The sequence below is a fragment of the Streptomyces sp. S3(2020) genome, assembly GCF_013044505.1.
Lineage (GTDB): Bacteria > Actinomycetota > Actinomycetes > Streptomycetales > Streptomycetaceae > Streptomyces.
This window is the reverse complement of sequence record NZ_JABERD010000201.1, coordinates 1-17,816: the sequence shown is the minus strand read 5'-3', so window position 1 is coordinate 17,816 and position 17,816 is coordinate 1. Positions and strand designations below refer to the sequence as shown.

Below are 17,816 nucleotides of genomic sequence, written 5' to 3'. Positions count from 1 at the left end.
GCCGACACCCCCGCACCCCGGACAGCCGCCGGTCTACCCGGCGGCCCCGGGCGGCCCGGACCCCTTCGCCCTGGACCAGTTGGCGACCGACGCCGCCGGACGTGCCCACGCGCTGCTCAGTACCGGACGCGACCCGGTCGCCGAACTGACCCTGTGGCAGGACGCGGTACGGCTCGCCGCGGCCCGCCCCGGTTCCGGTCTCACCGCCGCCACCCGCTCGCTCTACGCCTCGCTCGCCGCCGAGGCCGGCCGCACCCCGGCCGACCTGGCACGCGCGGTCGCCGCCTGGCGTCAGGGCGGGTTCGAGGGCCTCGCCGTCCTGGAGGAGCCCTGGGACCCGCCGGCCGGCCGCTTCGACCGCGCCCGCCCGCTCCTGCTCGCCGCCGACCTCCCGGCCTTCCGGCCCTGGCGCAACCGCCTCACCCACCCCCGCGGCCATGTCCAACTCCGGCTGGGCCGCGACGGCTTGTGGTACGCCTACGAATCCGACCCGGGCGCCGACGACTGGTGGCCCCGCGGCACCCCCGACCTGGACCCGGTCGGCGCCCTGACCGGCCTGGGCACCTCATCCGAGGGCTGACACGCTTCACACAACCACCACACACAGTTCGCACAGTGACGGCGGGGGAACGCGACTCATGAGCCACTAAAATGCCGCGATGTCGCACTGCGACACAGCAACCGACCGAAAGCGAACGGGGGAAGCGGTATGGCTACGGGGGGATGGGGTCCCGGCACGGGACAGCCCGGTGGCAACGGACCGGGCGGACAGGGCTGGGGCCCGCCACCCGGACCGCCGGCCAACAATCCCTACGTACCCCCGCAGGCGCCGAACCCGTACCCACCGCAGAACCCGTACCCCTACGTGCCCCCGGCCCCCGTGCCCGGCCGTGCGCCGCGCCGCCGCAGCCGGCTGTGGTTCTTCTCCGCCCCCTACCTCGTCGCCGCCGTCATCCGCTCCGCGCACCGCGTCGCGACCCGGCTCTTCGTGCAGGAGGGCGACGGCCGGATCGAGGACCGCACCGTGGACCGCGTCCAGGTGGCCCGCACGGTGCTCGGTGCCCTCGCCACGATCGGCCTGTTCCTGGCCTACGGCGCGGAGAAGGACGGCTGGGAGGACGCCGCGACCGGCGGTGTCGCCAACATGATCATCGCCCCGGTCCTGCTGATCGTCGGCGGCCCACTGGTCATCATCGGCTTCGTCTTCTACGCTCCCCCGCACCTGCGGCCCCACCTGCGCTCCCGGCTCCATGCCCCGTTGAAGGCGGTCGGCTGGTATCTGCTGACCGTGGTCGTCCTCGTGGGGACCCTGCTGGGAGTCGCCCAGGCGGCCAAGGCCGAGCTGAACGGATGGCAGGGGTTCCTGGTGGGCATCGCGGGGCTGGCCGTGCTGGGCTGGGGCATCCCCTTCTTCCTCCTGGCCTCGCTGTACTCCGCGCGCAGCGCATTCAACACCGCACATGTCCATCCGATGCTGCCGCCCGTGGTGACGGTGGCGCTGGTCTGGGTGCTCGCGCTCTTCAACCTGATCGACAGCGGCATGCCGCAGGGCCCGCCGGTCGTGCAGTACTGCTCCCTGCTGGGCGGCCCGCTGTCGGTGACGGTCGTCTCGCTGTGGGAGATGCACAGGATGCGGTCCCGGTTCGGTGTGACCGTCCGCGGCACCGCGCCCGTCCCCGTCCTTCGGTGAAGGCGCGGTGAGGGTTCGCCGCCGATGTGAGGGAGTCAGGTGTGGGGACCGGGGGCCCAGGGGCCGTGCCCTCAGAAACGGCGGTTAGCGTGGAGCGGTGAGTGAGACGCAGACCCCCGCCCTCCAGTACCGCCTCGACGGCCCGGACGACGCCCCGGTCCTCATCCTGGGCCCCTCGCTCGGCACCACGTGGCACATGTGGGACCGGCAGGTTCCCGAGTTGGCCAAGCAGTGGCGGATCTTCCGGTTCGACCTGCCGGGGCACGGTGGCGCGCCCGCCTACCCGGCGGGTGCGGTCGGTGACCTCACCGCCCGGCTGCTCGCCACTCTCGGACAGCTCGGCATCCAGCGCTTCGGCTACGCGGGCTGCGCGCTCGGCGGTGCGGTCGGTCTGGAGCTGGCCCTGCGCCACCCGGAGCGGATCGCCTCGCTCGCGCTGATCGCCACCTCGCCGAGATTCGGGACGCCGGACGAGTTCCGGCAGCGCGGGGTGATCGTGCGGACGAACGGGCTCGACCCCATCGCCCGTACCTCCCCCGACCGCTGGTTCACGGGCGGGTTCGCCGCCGCGCAGCCCGCGATCACCGACTGGGCCGTGCAGATGGTCCGCACCACCGACCCGGGCTGCTACATCGCCGCCTGCGAGGCCCTCGCCGCCTTCGACATACGGGCCGACCTCGGCCACGTCGGCGTGCCCACCCTCGTCCTCGTCGGCTCCGACGACCAGGTCACCGGCCCGGCACAGGCCCGTACGCTCGTCGCGGGCATCCCCGACGCACGGCTCGCGGTGGTGCCGGGCGCCTCCCACCTCGTACCGGTGGAGCAGCCCGCGGCCGTCACCGACCTCCTGGTCCGGCACTTCTCCACGGCCTGGCAGCCCGCCTTCGACTCCACCACCGGTCAGACGGCCATCCCGGCGGCCCCGGTCAAGCCGATCCTGGCCGCGCCGCCGCAGCAGGGCGTACCGATCGCCGAGATCGCCCCCGCCGTACCGGTGCCCGCGGTGGGCGGGGGACGGCCCGACCCGTACGACGCCGGGATCAAGGTGCGCCGCGAGGTGCTCGGCGACGCGCACGTCGACCGGGCGCTGGCGCAGGCCGACGAGTTCTCCGGGGACTTCCAGGAGTTCATCACCCGCTACGCCTGGGGCGAGATCTGGGACCGCCCCGGCCTCGACCGCCGTTCCCGCAGCTGTGTCACGCTCACCGCCCTCGTGGCGGGCGGTCACCTGGAGGAGCTCGGCTTCCACGTCCGGGCGGCCCTGCGCAACGGTCTCACCCCGGTCGAGATCAAGGAGGTGCTGCTCCAGGCGGCGGTCTACTGCGGGGTGCCGGCGGCCAACAGCGCGTTCAAGGTGGCCCAGCAGGTCATCCGGGAGGAGACGACTCCCGAGGAGTGAGCGCCCCTCGGCCGCGCGCGGCAGGATGGGAGCCATGAAGCTCACGAAGATGTCGCACGCCTGTGTCCGCCTGGAGAAGGACGGACGCACCCTCGTCCTCGACCCCGGCGGGTTCAGCGAGGCGGACGCCGCGGTCGGCGCGGACGCGATCCTCGTCACGCACGAGCACCCCGACCACTTCAGCGAGGAGCGGCTGCGCGCGGCCCTGGAGACGAACCCGGCCGCCGAGATCTGGACCCTGAAGTCCGTCGCGGAGAAGGTCTCCGCCGCCTTCCCCGGCCGCGTCCACACCGTCGGCCACGGCGACACCTTCACGGCGGCCGGCTTCGACGTCCAGGTCCACGGCGAACTCCACGCCGTCATCCACCCGGACATCCCGCGCATCACCAACGTCGGCTACCTCGTCGACGGCGGCCGCGTCTTCCACCCCGGCGACGCCCTGACCGTCCCCGATCACACGGTCGAGACGCTGATGCTCCCGGTCATGGCCCCCTGGAGCAAGATCTCCGAGGTGATCGACTACGTCCGTGAGGTCGGGCCGCGGCGGGCCTACGACATCCACGACGCCCTTCTCACCGACCTCGCCCGTCCCATCTACGACAACCAGATCGGTGCGCTCGGCGGCTCGGAGCATCTGCGCCTCGCGCCGGGGGAGAGTGCGTCGCTGTGAGTGTCAGTGGCGCCCGGTAGGTTGTCAGGCATGCGCATCGCGACCTGGAACGTCAACTCGATCACCGCCCGCCTGCCGAGGCTCCTGGCCTGGCTGGAGAGCAGCGGCACCGACGTGCTCTGCCTCCAGGAGGCCAAGCTGGCCGAGGAGCAGTTCCCGTTCGAGCAGCTGCGAGAGGCGGGCTACGAGGCGGCGGTCAACGCGACGGGCCGGTGGAACGGCGTGGCGGTGCTCTCCCGGGTCGGCCTGGAGGACGTCGTCAAGGGCCTGCCCGGCGACCCCGGCTACGACGGCGCCGCCGAGCCCCGCGCCGTCTCCGCGACCTGCGGCGGCGTCCGGGTCTGGTCGGTGTACGTGCCCAACGGCCGCGAGGTGGACCACCCGCACTACGCGTACAAGCTCCAGTGGTTCGAGGCCCTCACGGCGGCCGTCGCGGGCGACGCGGCGGGCAGCCGCCCCTTCGCGGTCCTGGGCGACTACAACGTGGCGCCGACCGACGACGACGTCTACGACGTGGCCGCCTTCGAGGGCCTCACCCACATCACCCCGGCCGAACGCGCCGCCCTCACCTCCCTGCGCGAGGCGGGCCTGTCCGACGTGGTCCCGCGGCCCCTCAAGTACGACCACCCCTACACGTACTGGGACTACCGCCAGCTCGCCTTCCCCAAGAACCGCGGCATGCGCATCGACCTGGTCTACGGCAACGAGCCGTTCGCGAAGGCCGTCAGCGACGCCTACGTGGACCGCGAGGAGCGCAAGGGCAAGGGCGCCTCCGACCACGCGCCCGTGGTCGTGGATCTCGACGTCTAGTCACTCCAGCAGAGCGACAGTCAGTCCAGCAGACCGAGGTCCACGGACCCGGCGAGCGCCGCGAGACCCGTGTCCCCCGGATGCAGATGGTCCCCGCTGTCGTACGCGGGCAGCATCCGCGCCGGGCGGTCCGGGTCGCGCACCACGCCGTCGAAGTCGAGGACGCCGTCGAACACACCGGCGCCCCGGATCCAGGCGTTCACCGCGACCCGCTCGCCGTCGACGGCGGCCGTGCAGCGGGCCTCGCCCTCGCAGGGCAGGATCGTCGCGGCCAGCATCCGCAGCCCGCGCTGCTGGCCCCGGTCGGCGATCTCCCGCAGGCCCGCGATCACCTCGTCCGCCGTGGCGCCCCACCGCACGTCGTTGACGCCCTGGAGGACGACGGCCGTACGGGCCGACGTCTGCGCGAGGACATCCCGGTCGAACCGGTGCAGGGCGCTCACCCCGCCGGTGTCCGTGGAGACCCCGTCACCGGGATAGCGGTCGGCGACCACACGGTTCGCGGAGATCCCCTGGTTGAGCACGCCATAGTGCGGGACCACATGCTGCGCGAGCAGCCGTGCGGCCAGCACATCGGGCCATCGTCGATCGGCGTCGACCGTCGACTTCTCCCCGTCGGTGATCGAGTCCCCGAGCAGCACCACGGACCCCGGCCCGCCGCCCACGTCCACCCCGGTCAGCAGCGGCCAACTCGTCAGGACGGTGGTGTAGGCCGTCGCCGACCCGTCGGCCGTGTGGTCGCCCGCCTCGCTGACGTACGAGCGCTGCCGTGCGAGCCGGTGCACGGGCGCCGCCGTCACCGTCCCCGGCAGATGGAAGCTCACCAGCAGTTTCGCGTCCGCGGGCACCTGGAAGTCGAGCGGATCACTGAACGCCTGCGCCCCCGCGGGCACTTCGACACCCGCCGCGCCCCCGAAGGCGACCGGCAACGGCACGTCCCGCGCCGCCGCACCGGCCTCCTGGACCGCCACCGTCGCGCTCCCGATCCGCACGGGCCCCGCCGCGAAGGTGTTGTCGAACCGCAGCCGCACCCGCGGCCCGCCCACCGAGGTGTGCACCACGAGCCGCAGGGTCCGCTCGCTCCACGGCCCCACGGCCGGATGCCCGGCGGTCGCGGCGGCCCAACTCCCGCTCCAGCCCGGCGTGGTGGCCCGCACGGACACCGCGAACACATGCAGGGAAGGCGAGTCGGGCAGCCGCACCGAGGCGACCTGGCGGCCGCGCGCGAGCGGGACCGTCACGACGTACAGCCGTGCCTTCTCGGCGAGTTGACCGCCGGGCGTGTTCACATGCGGCAGTGCCAGAGCCTTCGTGGCGAGCGGTCCTGTGCGCCAGTCGGGGGCGGTCAGACGGTACGAGGAGCCGCTGCCGTCCGCGTACGCCACCCTGCCCGAACCGGTCGCCCCGGCGCCGCCGGTGCCCGCCACCAAGAAGGCGAGTGCGTCGCCCCGGCCTTCGACACGCACCGACTGTCCGGCGGCCCGTACGTTGTCGGGAGCGCCCGCCTTCCGGCGTGGCCAGGCCAGCCGCGCACCCTGCACGGTCGGTGTCCGGCCGGGCGTCCAGCCCGCCGCGGTGAGGTCCTGGGCCGACAGGGAGGCACCCGTCCCGTCGAAGTCCGCCTCGCCGGGCCGGGCGTCGTCGCTGACCGCCGTGTTGTCGAAGAGCTGCTCCAACGGAAGGGGTTCCGCTCTCTCCCCCTCCTCCGGGCCGGCCGCCTGCGCCGGACCGGCCGGCACCAGGACCGCGAACAGGGCGAGGGCCAGCGCGGACATGCGTACACCTCGGCGCACCTGGTTCCCCCGTTCAGCACCGGTCGGGACGAGACGAAAGACGCTCCGTGAAGTTAGGGAGGCACCGGTGGCGCGTCAACGAGCCATGCGCGAACTCGGCGCGAAGTCCCCCGGATCGACTCACGGCGCGCGCCTGTGGTGCTGGGGCGTGTGCCGATGACACGCTGGGCGTATGAAGATCCCTTTTCTGGGCAACCGGCGCAAGGAACCCGAGGCGCACGACGCCGAGGGCATCGCCGGACTCCTCTCCGAATGTGAGCTGCTGCGCCACCAGGCGTACCGCAGCGGTGTCCAACTCGACGACACGGTCGCCTCGTTGGAGGCGCTCGACCAGCTGGTGCCGCGCTGGCGGGACGACGCGGAGGTCCTGGAGTGGCTCGGCAACGACGCCGGGCTGTATCTCGGGACGGTGATCGTACGGACCGTGGCGGGGGCCCGCTGGGGGATCCGCTCCGACGGACAGCCGGTGATCCGGCTCGCCTCCGACCGGGAGTTCGATGTCGTCGCCGACGGCCATGAGTGGGCGGCGAGCGGGGTGCCCGAACTCTCCCAGCTGTACGCCGAGGTGGCGGAGGCCTAGGGCACGTGAGTAAGCAAGGCGTAAATACGGCTAATGCCCGAAAAGTGCGTGTCGTGTATTAACTCCACTCTTGTCTGGATAGTTTGCGGCAATCGCGACACAGCTGAGAGTGGGTAGGGCTGGGCATGGCCGTCGATCCGTTGATCGAGCTGCGTGACGTCAACAAGTACTACGGGGCACTGCATGTCCTCCAGGACATCAACCTCACCGTCGGCAAGGGGGAGGTGGTCGTGGTCATCGGCCCGTCAGGGTCGGGAAAGTCGACACTGTGCAGGACGATCAACCGGCTGGAGACCATCCAGTCCGGCGAGATCCGGCTGGACGGACAGCCGCTGCCGGAGGAGGGCAAGGCCCTCGCCGGGCTCCGCGCCGAAGTCGGCATGGTCTTCCAGTCCTTCAACCTCTTCGCCCACAAGACGGTCCTCCAGAACATCTCGCTGGCCCAGACCAAGGTCCGCAGGCGCAAGAAGGACGAGGCCGACAAGCGGTCCCGTCAGCTTCTCGACCGGGTGGGCCTCGCCGACCAGGCGGACAAGTACCCGGCGCAGCTCTCCGGCGGCCAGCAGCAGCGCGTGGCCATCGCCCGCGCCCTCGCCATGGAGCCCAAGGCCCTGCTGTTCGACGAGCCGACCTCGGCCCTCGACCCGGAGATGATCAACGAGGTCCTGGAGGTCATGCGGCAACTCGCCCGCGACGGCATGACGATGGTCGTCGTCACCCACGAGATGGGCTTCGCCCGTTCGGCCGCAAACCGCGTGGTGTTCATGGCCGACGGCCGCATCGTCGAGGACCGTGCCCCCGAGGAGTTCTTCACCAACCCGAACAGTGAGCGCGCGAAGGACTTCCTCTCCAAGATCCTCACGCATTGACCCGGGGGGAGTACGACCCATGTTCCGCATCGCACCGTCCGTCCCCGTGGTGACGGTCCCGCCGGGGACGCTGCTGCCGGGTGGGGATCCCCCCACGGCCCCGAGACCGTAGGGGGTGGCAGCTCACTGAGCCATACCCGCCCGGCGCCGGCCGGAGATCACTGCTCGCGCAGCGGAATCGACACGTACGACGGGTCGTTCGACGGCGAGGAGAAGGTCAGCCGCGCGCCGGACGGGTTGTGCTCGATGTAGAGCGGGTCGACCGTGTCGACGACCAGGGCGAGACGGTGCCCTGCCGGGACGTCGTAGGCCGTGGAGTACAGCTCCAGGTCGACGCCGAACGGCTTGCCGGGTGTCTGCCCGTGGAAGGTGTGCGGCGCGTTGCTGACCAGCTTGCCGAGGCCGAGCGGCCCCACGTCGTACAGGTAGGCGACGAGGGTGCCGCTCTCCTTGGTGGGAGTGAGCGTGGTGTGCAACTTCGCGGTGCCGCGCACCTGTTGGGCCGTCGTGTACTTCTCCGACTGCCACACGGCCGCCCAGGCGCGCGGGAGCAGCGGGATCGAGGCGACCGGGGGCAGCTTGGCCACCTGGTCCAGGATGCTGGACAGGAAGACGATCCCGCCGTTGGCGCCCGAGTCGACGTTGGTGTGGATCGTGGTGGTGCCGGACAGGGCGAGCTTCTTGCGGGTCGCGCCGACGGACTTCCAGTCCGGGTAGCCCTCGTAGCCGCCCGTGGAACGGGACTTGAGCTGGACCGGCTGCTCCTTGTCGATCCCGTTGTCCTCGCCCTTGAGGTAGTGGTCGAACCAGCGCTCGGTGTCGGTCCACACGTCGTTGGGCAGCCCCAGCAGACCGGTGAGCTCGGCGGTGGCGTGGTCGCCGGGGCGGAACTCCAGTCTCTTCGGGCCGGTGAGCTTCTCGTAGAAGTCGGCGTACTGGTTGGGCGGGAAGATCGTGTCGCCCCAGGCGTTGGCCATCATGACTGCTGCGCCGTTCTTGTTCAGCTGATCCACATATGTGGCGGCCGAACGTTTCTTCCCCCAATTGATCATGTCCTGTTCCTTGGACAGATTGGAGGCGTAGAAGTTGTCGAAGATCTCCCGGAGTTCGGCGCTCTGGCGCCCGGTGACCAGGCTCGCGCCGTCGAGGAGGGCCGAGGCCTGGACGTGCTGGGTGCGCCCCGAGTAGATCGATTCGATCAGGTCGGCCCAGCCGCTGAGGGAGGCGACCGCCTTGACCCGCTTGTCCTGTGCGGCGGTGAGCAGGCTGATGCCGGCGCCGTAGGAGACGCCCGCCATGCCGACGTTCCTGGCGTCGGCGGGGGTGTTGGCGAGCGCCCAGTCGATGACCTTGCGGGCGTCGGCTATGTCGGGCGGGCCCGCCACCTCTATCTCCCCGCCGGACTGCCAGAAGCCGCGCACGTTGTAACTGAGCACGACATAGCCGGAGTCCGCGAGTTTCTGGGCCTGCGCGAAGTACTCGACCTGGGGCAGGCCCCAGCTCGTGGGCAGCACGAGCAGCGGGTAGGTGCGGCTGCCGTCGGCGCCGGCCGGGGTGACGACGTTCGCCTTGAGGACGGTGCCGCCCTCGCCGCTGATGTCGACGAACCGGACGCCGTTCGTCGCGGCCTGTGCGGCGGGGGCCGCGCCGAGGACCCCACCGGCGATCAGGGTCGCGGAGACGGCGCCCACGGCGCTGGTGCGCAGGGCCTTGCGATGGTGTCCCACGGGCCACTCCTCACTCGTGTCAGTGGAAAGTGACCCGACGGTAACCTCGGGCTCTTACCGCAAGTAACCCGTCGGTAAGTTACGTGCGAGTAACGATTGTTGTCATGTGAATGAATTCAGGAGGAGCGGTGGGAGTTACGGGGAGCCGCGGGCGTCGGCAGCGGTGCCTGTGCGGCCCGGGTCACGTCCGCGATCAGCTCGGCGACGTCCGGGCCGTACGCCTGTGAGTTGACCACCTTCAACAGCAGGACGAACGTGTTGTTGCCGTACTTGCGCGACAGCCGCTCGTGGTTGCGGGCGAGGTAGCGGGTCGCGGCCTGGTTGGTGATCGCGGTCTGGCCGCTGAACAGGAAGACGGGCCGGGTCAGGCCGGGTTGCCCCGCGGTGAGCCGGGCCAGCAGCACATATTCGGACAGGCCCTTCTCCATCCGGTAGCGCTCGCTGCCGATCTGGAAGGCCAGCCGGTCCGGGCCCGGTTCCGGATCGGTGTTCACCCGCACCCCGGGCAGCATGGCGTGCATATGGGCCGCCATGCGCCGGTTGGACCCCGGACCGCCGACACAGAACTCCGTGCGCTCCCCGAAGCCCTGCCGGGCCGTGTCCTGGGTGATGACCTCGGCGTGCGCACCGCAGTCCTTGATGAGCGCGGAGAGCTCCAGGAGCGCGAAGACGTCGTAGCGGTGCACGGCGAGGTCGGGGCTGCCGGCGTCGCGGTTGACGACGAGGAGGGACTCGGAGTTGTTCGGCAGCCCGAAGAACGCCTGCTTCTTGCGGAGCTTGCGCTTCCACAGATAGGTGCGGGCGACCCAGCCGAGGGCGGCACTGATGCCGGCCGCGACCACGCCCAGGACGATGTTGCGCACGTCGTCATTCATGGGCGCGCATGCTAGCGGGCCGACATGGCTGGTACGTACCCGTGTTCGAAGTGTGGCGTTCTCATGTCAGCTGCCCTGAATGGGGCTGTCGGGCCCCTGGTGTTGTGGCTACGCTGCGCGGACGGTCCCGGCCTGGAGGTACGCATGCGTCGCCCTGTCGCGCGGAAACTGTCGGTACTGGCGGTCTCGGCCGCCGTGGTCTCCGTGGGGGCGACGGCACCGCCATCCGCCTCCGCACCGCAGAAGGTCCCCGTGGCCGTCGGCTACGGCGGTGCCGTCGCCAGCGTCGACCTCGACGCCTCCTCGGCCGGTATCGAGGTGCTGAAGAAGGGCGGCAACGCGGTCGACGCGGCCGTCGCCACGGCCGCCGCGCTCGGCGTCACCGAGCCCTACTCCTCCGGCATCGGCGGGGGCGGCTACTTCGTCTACTACGACGCCGAGTCCCGCAAGGTGCACACCATCGACGGCCGGGAGACGGCCCCGCTGACCGCCGACGCGAACCTCTTCACCGAGAACGGCCAGCCGCTCGCCTTCGCGGACGCCGTCAGCAGCGGGCTCGCCGTCGGCACCCCCGGCACGCCCGCCACCTGGGCCACGGCCCTCGACAGATGGGGGACCAGAGGACTCGGCACGGTCCTGAAGCCGGCCGAGCGGATCGCCCGCGACGGCTTCACCGTCGACGACACCTTCCGCGCCCAGACCGCCCTCAACGAGACCCGCTTCCGCTACTTCCCGGACACGGCCGAGCTGTTCCTCCCGAACGGCGCCCTGCCCGTCGTGGGCTCCACCTTCAAGAACCCCGACCTCGCCCGCACATACAAGGAACTGGGCAGGAAGGGCGTCGACGCGATCTACCGGGGCGGGCTCGGCGACGAGATCGTGGACACCGTGAACAACCCGCCGGTGGATCCGGCCTCCGGCTGGAACGCCCGTCCCGGGCAACTGTCGGAGAAGGACCTCGCGGCGTACCGGGCCAAGTCACAGGCGCCCACGAAGACTTCGTACCGCGGACTGGGCGTGTACTCCATCGCGCCGTCGTCCTCCGGTGGCACGACGGTCGGTGAAGCCCTCAACATCCTGGAGAACACCGACCTCTCCAAGGCCGACGACGTGCGGTACCTGCACCGGTACATCGAGGCGAGCCGCATCGCCTTCGCCGACCGCGGGCGCTGGGTCGGCGACCCCGCCTTCGAGGACGTACCCACCAAGGGGCTGCTGTCGCAGTCGTACGCCGATCAGCGGGCCGCGCTCATCAAGGACGACGCGGTGCTGACCAGCCCGGTGGCACCCGGCGACCCGCGCGACCCGGGCTCGACCGGGACGCCCGCGCCGACGACGTACGAGGGAGAGAACACCACGCATCTGACCGTGGCCGACAAGTGGGGCAACGTCGTCTCCTACACGCTCACCATCGAGCAGACCGGTGGCAGCGGGATCACGGTGCCGGGGCGCGGGTTCCTCCTCAACAACGAACTGACGGATTTCTCCTTCGTTCCCGCCAACCCGGCCGTGCACGACCCGAATCTGCCGGGTCCCGGAAAGCGGCCGCGGTCCTCGATCTCGCCGACGATCGTCCTCGACCAGCACAACAAGCCCGTGGTGGCGCTGGGTTCGCCCGGTGGGGCGACCATCATCACCACCGTGTTGCAGACGCTCACACAGGTCGTGGACCGTGGGGTGCCGCTGGTCGACGCGATCGCCGCGCCGCGGGCGAGTCAGCGGAACCAGACGACCACGGAGCTCGAACCCGCGCTCTTCAACAGTGAGTCGAGGACGAAGTTGGAGGCCCTCGGACACGGGTTCCGGCTCAACGCCGAGATCGGGGCGGCGACCGGTGTGCAGCGGCTGCCGAACGGGAAGTGGCTGGCCGCCGCGGAGACCGTGCGGCGGGGTGGCGGGTCGGCGCAGGTGGTGTACCCGGCGCCCTAGTCAGGACTCGGGGGCGGGCGTTTCGTCTTCCGTACGGAACGCGAGCCGCTCGCCCGCCACGTCCACCCTCACCCGGCCGCCCTTCTCCACCCGCCCGTCGAGCAGCAGCCGGGACAGCTCGTTGTCCACCTCCCGCTGGATCGTGCGGCGCAACGGGCGGGCGCCGTACTCCGGCTGGTAGCCGCGCCGGGCGAGCCAGTCGACGGCCGCGTCCGTGAAGTCGACGGTGATGTCCTGTGCGTGCAGCAGGCGGCGGGTCCCTTCGAGCAGCAGGTTCGTGATCTGCCTCAGCTGCTCCTGCGTCAACTGGCGGAAGACCACGATCTCGTCGACGCGGTTGAGGAACTCCGGGCGGAAGTGTTCCCGCAGGGGCCGCAGGACCTGTTCGCGGCGGGCCTCCTCGTCGGCCTCGGCGCCGCCCGGTCCGAAGCCGATGCCGGCGCCGCGGCGGGTGACGGCCTCGGAGCCGAGGTTGCTGGTCATCACCACGACCGTGTTGGTGAAGTCGACCGTGCGGCCCTGGGAGTCGGTGAGGCGGCCGTCGTCGAGGACCTGGAGGAGGATGTTGAAGACATCCGGGTGCGCCTTCTCCACCTCGTCGAGGAGGAGCAGCGAGTACGGGTGCCTGCGGACCACCTCCGTCAGCTGGCCCGCCTCCTCGTGGCCGACGTATCCGGGCGGGGCGCCGACGAGACGGCTGACGGTGTGGCGTTCCTGGTACTCGCTCATGTCCAGGCGGACCATGCGGTCCTCGCTGCCGAACAACGCCTCGGCGAGGGCGCGGGCCAGCTCGGTCTTGCCGACGCCGGTCGGGCCGAGGAAGAGGAAGCTGCCGATGGGACGGTCGGGGCTGGCGAGGCCGGCGCGGGAGCGCATGACCGCCTCGGCGACCACGCTCACCGCCTCCTCCTGACCGACGACCCGCTCATGGAGGTGGTCCTCCAGGCCGAGCAGCCGTTCCTTCTCCTCCTGGGTGAGGCTGGCGACCGGGATGCCCGTCTGCCGCGACACCACCTCGGCGATAGCCTCCGCCGTCACCTCCAGGTTCTGCCCCTCGTCGGCCTCGTCGTGCCCGGTGGCCTCGCCGATCCGCCGCGTCAACTCCGCGATGCGGTCGCGCAGTTGCATGGCCTGCTCGTAACTCTCGTCGGCGACCGCCTGGTCCTTGTCCCGGGCGAGCTGCTCGACCTCGCGCTCCAGGGCCCGTACGTCGGTGCCCTTGGTGCGGGCGCGCAGCCGGACCCGGGCGCCGGCCTGGTCGATGAGGTCGATGGCCTTGTCGGGCAGGCGGCGGTCGGTGAGATAGCGGTCGGAGAGCTCCACGGCGGCCACCAGCGCCTCGTCCGTGTAGCGGACCTGGTGGTGGGCCTCGTAGCGGTCGCTCAGGCCGCGCAGGATCTCCAGGGTGTCCGCGACCGACGGCTCCGGCACCAGGATCGGCTGGAAGCGGCGGGCCAGCGCCGCGTCCTTCTCGATCCGGCGGAACTCCTCCAGGGTGGTCGCGCCGACGATGTGCAGCTCACCGCGGGCCAGCGCGGGCTTGAGGATGTTGCCGGCGTCCATCGACGCGGCCTCGCCGCTGCCGCCCGCGCCGACGACGGTGTGCAGTTCGTCGATGAAGACGATCAACTCGTCCGAGTGGGCGCGGATCTCCCCCACGATGGAGGTGAGCCGCTCCTCGAAGTCGCCCCGGTAGCGGGTGCCCGCGACCACCCCGGTCAGGTCCAGGGCGACCACGCGCCGCCCGATCAGCACATCGGGCACATCGCTCTCGGAGATCCGCTGGGCGAGCCCCTCCACGACGGCGGTCTTGCCGACTCCCGCGTCGCCGATCAGCACCGGGTTGTTCTTTCCGCGCCGGGACAGCACCTCGATGGTCTGCTCGATCTCCTCGTCACGGCCGATCACCGGGTCGATACGGCCCTGCCGGGCCAGCTCGGTGAGGTCACGGCTGTACTTGTCGAGGGTCGGGGTGCCGGTGGTACGCGGTGCCTCGGTGCGTGGCTGCCCGCTGTCCGGGGCCGTCTCGGGCGGCAGGCCCGCCGGTGCGAAGTGGGCCGAGTTGAGGATGTGGCCGGCCGCCGAGTCGGGGTTGGCGGCGAGGGCGCTGAGGACGTGCTCGGGGCCGATATGACCGGTGCCGCGCGCCCTGGCCAGGTCGTGCGCGTCCAGCAGGGCGCGCTTGGCGGCCGGGGTCAGGGAGAGCGAGGTCGGTGGCGGGGCCTCGCCCGGCGGGTGCCGCACCGGTCCGGATCGCTCGTCGATCTCCTCGGCGAGTTCGTCGGGATCGGCTCCGGCGCGGCTGAGCAGGGACCGGGTCGGCTCGGCGGACAGTGCCGCCCGCAGCAGATGCTGGGTGTCCAGGTCCCGGCTGCCGTGCTCGGCGGCGTACTGGGCGGCGTCCCGGACCAGCTCCCGCGCGGGCCGGCTGAGCAGCCGGCCGATGTTGATCTGCCGGGGTCCGGGGCGGGGTCCGCCGAAGAAACGGGCGAGGAACTCGCCGAAGGGGTCGTAGCCTTCCGGTCCGCTGAAGCCGCTGGTCATGGCCGTTCCCATCCGGCGTCCCGCGCGGGCATGGGGACACCCTCGCTGATCGACGTGCCGGGGCCGGGTAACCGGGCGCAAGCCGGTCACACCTGGGGCGCGCGTTCGTAGAACACCTTCGCACGGATGGGGGGAGCGGGCACGTCCAGTGGTCCCGGTGGCGGGGCCGTCTCGGCAGTGCCCCCGGTGGTCCGTCCGACGGCCCCGTCAGTCGTCCTCCAGCAGCGCCAGCTCGCCCAGCGCCTTGCGCACCCGCGGACCCCAGTCGACGGCGCCGACCTCGTGGTGGGCGGCGGTCAGACGGCGGGCCGGGGGCTTGCTCTTCCAGTCCCGTACATCGGGTGCGGCGCGCCGCACATGGATCAGGGCCCCGACGACGTTCGTCTGGAAGACGACCTCCAGCTGCTCCGGCCGTCCGGGGCCGGACGCGTGGTCGGCGAGGACGAAGGACTGGTGGTAGCCACGGTGCTGCTCCGTGTTCGGGACGTAGGAGTCCACGACGTACGAGGACGCGCAGTAGTACCCCTCCTCCGCGAAGGCGTCCAGCACGGCCTCGTGCAGGGGCGGGGCCGAGACGTGCAGCAGGTCGGTGTCGACGGCGGTTCCGTCGTGGTCCCAGTCGCGGTGCAGTTCGGTGCGCACCGAGAGCACCACTCCCAGGGCCTGGCCGCCGAGTTCGCTCACCGGTGTCTCCCAGGACAGGCGTTCGGTGAAGGTCAGCCGCTTCTCCTCGCCCTTGCCCAGGGTGAAGTGCGAGGGGGTGGCGGAACACGCGGCGATGTCGTAGTCGCGCTCCTCGCCGTTGTGGCTCGCGCACCGGACCGCGACGCGCAGGTAGATGTACTGGACGGGCGTCTCGCGCGCTCCGCCCCTCAGGACGACCTCGCCCTTCACGTCCCCGCCCGGGTACACCGGTCCCAGGATCTGCGTGTCCACCTCGACAGCGTCGTCCGGATCCCCGATGCCGAACAGCCGTTTGAAGCCCACGTGCGCCCCTCCCCGAGCCCGCGATGATCAGGGACGCAGACTAGCTCAGCGTGCCGTCAGCACCCGTGGGCCCGTCTCCGTGATCGCCACCGTGTGCTCGGCGTGCGCCGCGCGGGAACCGTCGTCGGTGCGCAGGGTCCAGCCGTCCGGGTCCGCGTGGTAGCCGTCCGTGCCGCCGCCGATCAGCATCGGCTCGATCGCCAGGACCATGCCGTGCCGCAGCTTCATGCCGCGGCCCGGACGCCCCTCGTTGGGCACCCCCGGGTCCTCGTGCATCCGGCGGCCGATGCCGTGGCCGCCGAAGCCGTCCGGGATGCCGTACCCGGCCTCGCGGCACACCGTGCCGATCGCGTGCGCGATGTCGCCGATGCGGTTGCCGACGACGGCGGCCGCGATACCGGCGGCGAGGGCCCGCTCCGCCGTCTCGATCAGGCGTACGTCGGCCGGGCGCGGGGTGCCGACCGTGAAACTGAGCGCCGAGTCGCCGACCCAGCCGCCCAGTTCGGCGCCGAAGTCCATCGAGACCAGGTCGCCGTCGCGCAGCCTGTAGCGGGTCGGGATGCCGTGCACGATCGCGTCGTTCACGGAGGCGCACAGGACGGCGGGGAAGGCGGTCGGCGCGAAGGAGGGCCGGTAGCCGAGGAAGGGCGAGGACGCGCCCGCCTCCCGCAGCACGTCGTGCGCCACCTCGTCCAGCTCCAGCAGGGAGACGCCCACGTCGGAGGCCTTGCGCACGGCCGTGAGGGCACGCCCCACGACCTGGCCGGCCTCGTACATGGCGTCGATCGATGTGTCCGTCTTCAGCTCCACCATGCCAATTACTATACCGGTATTAGAATGGTGCCATGGTGCGCACCCCACTGACCCAGGAAGAGCGTGAACGCGGCGAGCGGCTCGGCCGATTTCTGCGCGAGGCCCGCGGCGGCCGCAGCATGGCCGACGTCGCGGCGTGTGCGGGCATCTCGGCGGAGACGCTCCGGAAGATCGAGACCGGCCGGGCGCCGACCCCCGCGTTCTTCACGGTCGCCGCCCTGGCGGGAGTGCTGGGGCTGTCCATGGACGAACTCGTGGTGCGGTGCGTGTTGGTGCCTGCCTGACAGCGCCGGACGGCCCCGTCGGGGATCTTTGCGCCCGGTTCGAAAAGCCTCTGTAGCCGCGCCGTAACACAACTGGTGTTTTCTACGGACCGGAGTACTCCGGTCTGGCGGGAGTTGTGCGATGGCAGTGGATCAACTCCCGGGTCGGGTGCGGGAGTTCGCGAACTACCTGAACGGTCTGCTGGCGCGCCTGGATCAGGGCGGCGGCTGGTGCGCGGTGTTCTGGCAGCGCGACCCTGACGGTATGCGGGCCTGCCTCGAAGGGCGTGAAGTGCCGCCCTGGGACGTGGTGGAGGCCCTGTTGCAGGATCTGGCCACCGAGTACGGCCCGGGCTCCGCGACCGCCGAAGCCGAACAGGCCCGAGCCCTGCATGCCGCCGCACTGTCCGCGTTCGACGCCCGGCCCGGTGGCCGCGACGCCCTCGGCGACCGGCTCGACGTCATGCTCCGCGAACAGCGGTACGCCGCCGAGCGTCAGGCGCAGCTGGGTCGTTCGCTGGCTGCCGCCACCTCCCAGGGACAGGCCGACGCCCTCCGTATCGACCTCGCCTGGGCCCGCGACGACCACGAACGGGCGACCGTCCGGTGCGCCGAACTCCGTTCCCGCATGGAGCGGTTGGACCACCGCTCGGCGGAGGGCCAGGCCCAGGCGATCCGGCGCGGACGCATGGGCGGCGTGTTCCGTATCGAGAGCGAGTACGGCCCGGGAGAGGACTCCTATACACATCTCCGAGCCCACGAGCACCCTGAGCACGTCGTATGCCGTCAGCTGGCTGGAAAACAAAATCAACGCGGTAGACCAGTTAGCGGCGGCGTAAGCAGAGAACAGCAGAGCGACCTACGCGA

14 protein-coding genes and 2 pseudogenes are annotated in these 17,816 nt (G+C 71.3%); 10 read left to right on the top strand and 6 right to left on the bottom strand.

Features of this window, described 5'->3' with window-relative positions:
• The 5 genes and pseudogenes from HLK59_RS39455 to HLK59_RS39435 all read left to right on the top strand — a co-directional run.
• Positions 1–580: pseudogene (locus tag HLK59_RS39455) on the top strand (hypothetical protein); the annotation flags it as partial.
• A 129-nt stretch (positions 581–709) separates the two neighbouring features.
• Positions 710–1,690 (top strand): hypothetical protein, encoded by a 981-nt coding sequence (locus HLK59_RS39450; protein WP_171146462.1) that lies wholly within the window; start codon positions 710–712, stop codon positions 1,688–1,690.
• Between the two features lie 97 nt (positions 1,691–1,787).
• Positions 1,788–3,089 (top strand): 4-carboxymuconolactone decarboxylase, encoded by a 1,302-nt coding sequence (gene pcaC, locus HLK59_RS39445; protein ID WP_171146461.1) that lies wholly within the window; start codon positions 1,788–1,790, stop codon positions 3,087–3,089.
• 34 nt (positions 3,090–3,123) lie between these two features.
• The gene (locus HLK59_RS39440) at positions 3,124–3,759 is read left to right on the top strand and encodes an MBL fold metallo-hydrolase (protein WP_171146460.1); all 636 of its coding nucleotides are present in this window, start codon (positions 3,124–3,126) and stop codon (positions 3,757–3,759) included.
• Positions 3,760–3,789: 30 nt separating this feature from the next.
• Positions 3,790–4,569, top strand: a complete 780-nt coding sequence (locus HLK59_RS39435) for an exodeoxyribonuclease III (RefSeq protein ID WP_171146459.1) — start codon at positions 3,790–3,792, stop codon at positions 4,567–4,569.
• A gap of 20 nt (positions 4,570–4,589) precedes the next feature.
• On the opposite strand, the gene HLK59_RS39430 is transcribed toward HLK59_RS39435, so the two are convergent.
• Entirely contained in the window at positions 4,590–6,344 is a 1,755-nt protein-coding gene (locus tag HLK59_RS39430) for an SGNH/GDSL hydrolase family protein (protein WP_171146458.1), read from the bottom strand.
• 190 nt (positions 6,345–6,534) lie between these two features.
• On the opposite strand from HLK59_RS39430, the gene HLK59_RS39425 reads away from it, so the two are divergent.
• Both HLK59_RS39425 and HLK59_RS39420 read left to right on the top strand, forming a co-directional pair.
• A complete protein-coding gene (locus tag HLK59_RS39425; RefSeq protein ID WP_171146457.1) occupies positions 6,535–6,942 on the top strand; it encodes a DUF6278 family protein in 408 nt (135 codons plus the stop codon).
• A 125-nt stretch (positions 6,943–7,067) separates the two neighbouring features.
• Positions 7,068–7,811, top strand: coding sequence for an amino acid ABC transporter ATP-binding protein (locus HLK59_RS39420; RefSeq protein ID WP_171146456.1), 744 nt, complete (start codon positions 7,068–7,070; stop codon positions 7,809–7,811).
• Between the two features lie 158 nt (positions 7,812–7,969).
• On the opposite strand, the gene HLK59_RS39415 is transcribed toward HLK59_RS39420, so the two are convergent.
• On the bottom strand, positions 7,970–9,538 hold the full coding sequence (locus HLK59_RS39415; protein ID WP_171146455.1) for a CocE/NonD family hydrolase: 1,569 nt from the start codon (positions 9,536–9,538) through the stop codon (positions 7,970–7,972).
• 116 nt (positions 9,539–9,654) lie between these two features.
• A complete protein-coding gene (locus HLK59_RS39410) occupies positions 9,655–10,413 on the bottom strand; it encodes a hypothetical protein (RefSeq protein ID WP_171146454.1) in 759 nt (252 codons plus the stop codon).
• 144 nt (positions 10,414–10,557) lie between these two features.
• Between HLK59_RS39410 and ggt the strand changes: the two genes are divergently transcribed.
• Entirely contained in the window at positions 10,558–12,342 is a 1,785-nt protein-coding gene (gene ggt / locus HLK59_RS39405) for a gamma-glutamyltransferase (protein ID WP_171146453.1), read from the top strand.
• Here the strand turns inward: ggt and HLK59_RS39400 are convergent, their stop codons facing one another.
• The 3 genes from HLK59_RS39400 to map all read right to left on the bottom strand — a co-directional run bounded on the left by HLK59_RS39400 (position 12,343) and on the right by map (position 16,686).
• Entirely contained in the window at positions 12,343–14,886 is a 2,544-nt protein-coding gene (locus tag HLK59_RS39400) for an ATP-dependent Clp protease ATP-binding subunit (protein ID WP_171146452.1), read from the bottom strand.
• Between the two features lie 207 nt (positions 14,887–15,093).
• Entirely contained in the window at positions 15,094–15,873 is a 780-nt protein-coding gene (locus HLK59_RS39395; protein WP_171146451.1) for a sporulation protein, read from the bottom strand.
• Positions 15,874–15,918: 45 nt separating this feature from the next.
• Positions 15,919–16,686: a type I methionyl aminopeptidase gene (gene map, locus HLK59_RS39390; RefSeq protein WP_171146450.1), complete on the bottom strand. Its 768-nt coding sequence runs from the start codon at positions 16,684–16,686 to the stop codon at positions 15,919–15,921.
• Positions 16,687–16,718: 32 nt separating this feature from the next.
• On the opposite strand from map, the gene HLK59_RS39385 reads away from it, so the two are divergent.
• Both HLK59_RS39385 and HLK59_RS39380 read left to right on the top strand, forming a co-directional pair.
• Positions 16,719–16,970, top strand: coding sequence for a helix-turn-helix transcriptional regulator (locus tag HLK59_RS39385; RefSeq protein WP_171146449.1), 252 nt, complete (start codon positions 16,719–16,721; stop codon positions 16,968–16,970).
• A gap of 121 nt (positions 16,971–17,091) precedes the next feature.
• A pseudogene (locus tag HLK59_RS39380) lies at positions 17,092–17,816 on the top strand (hypothetical protein); the annotation flags it as partial.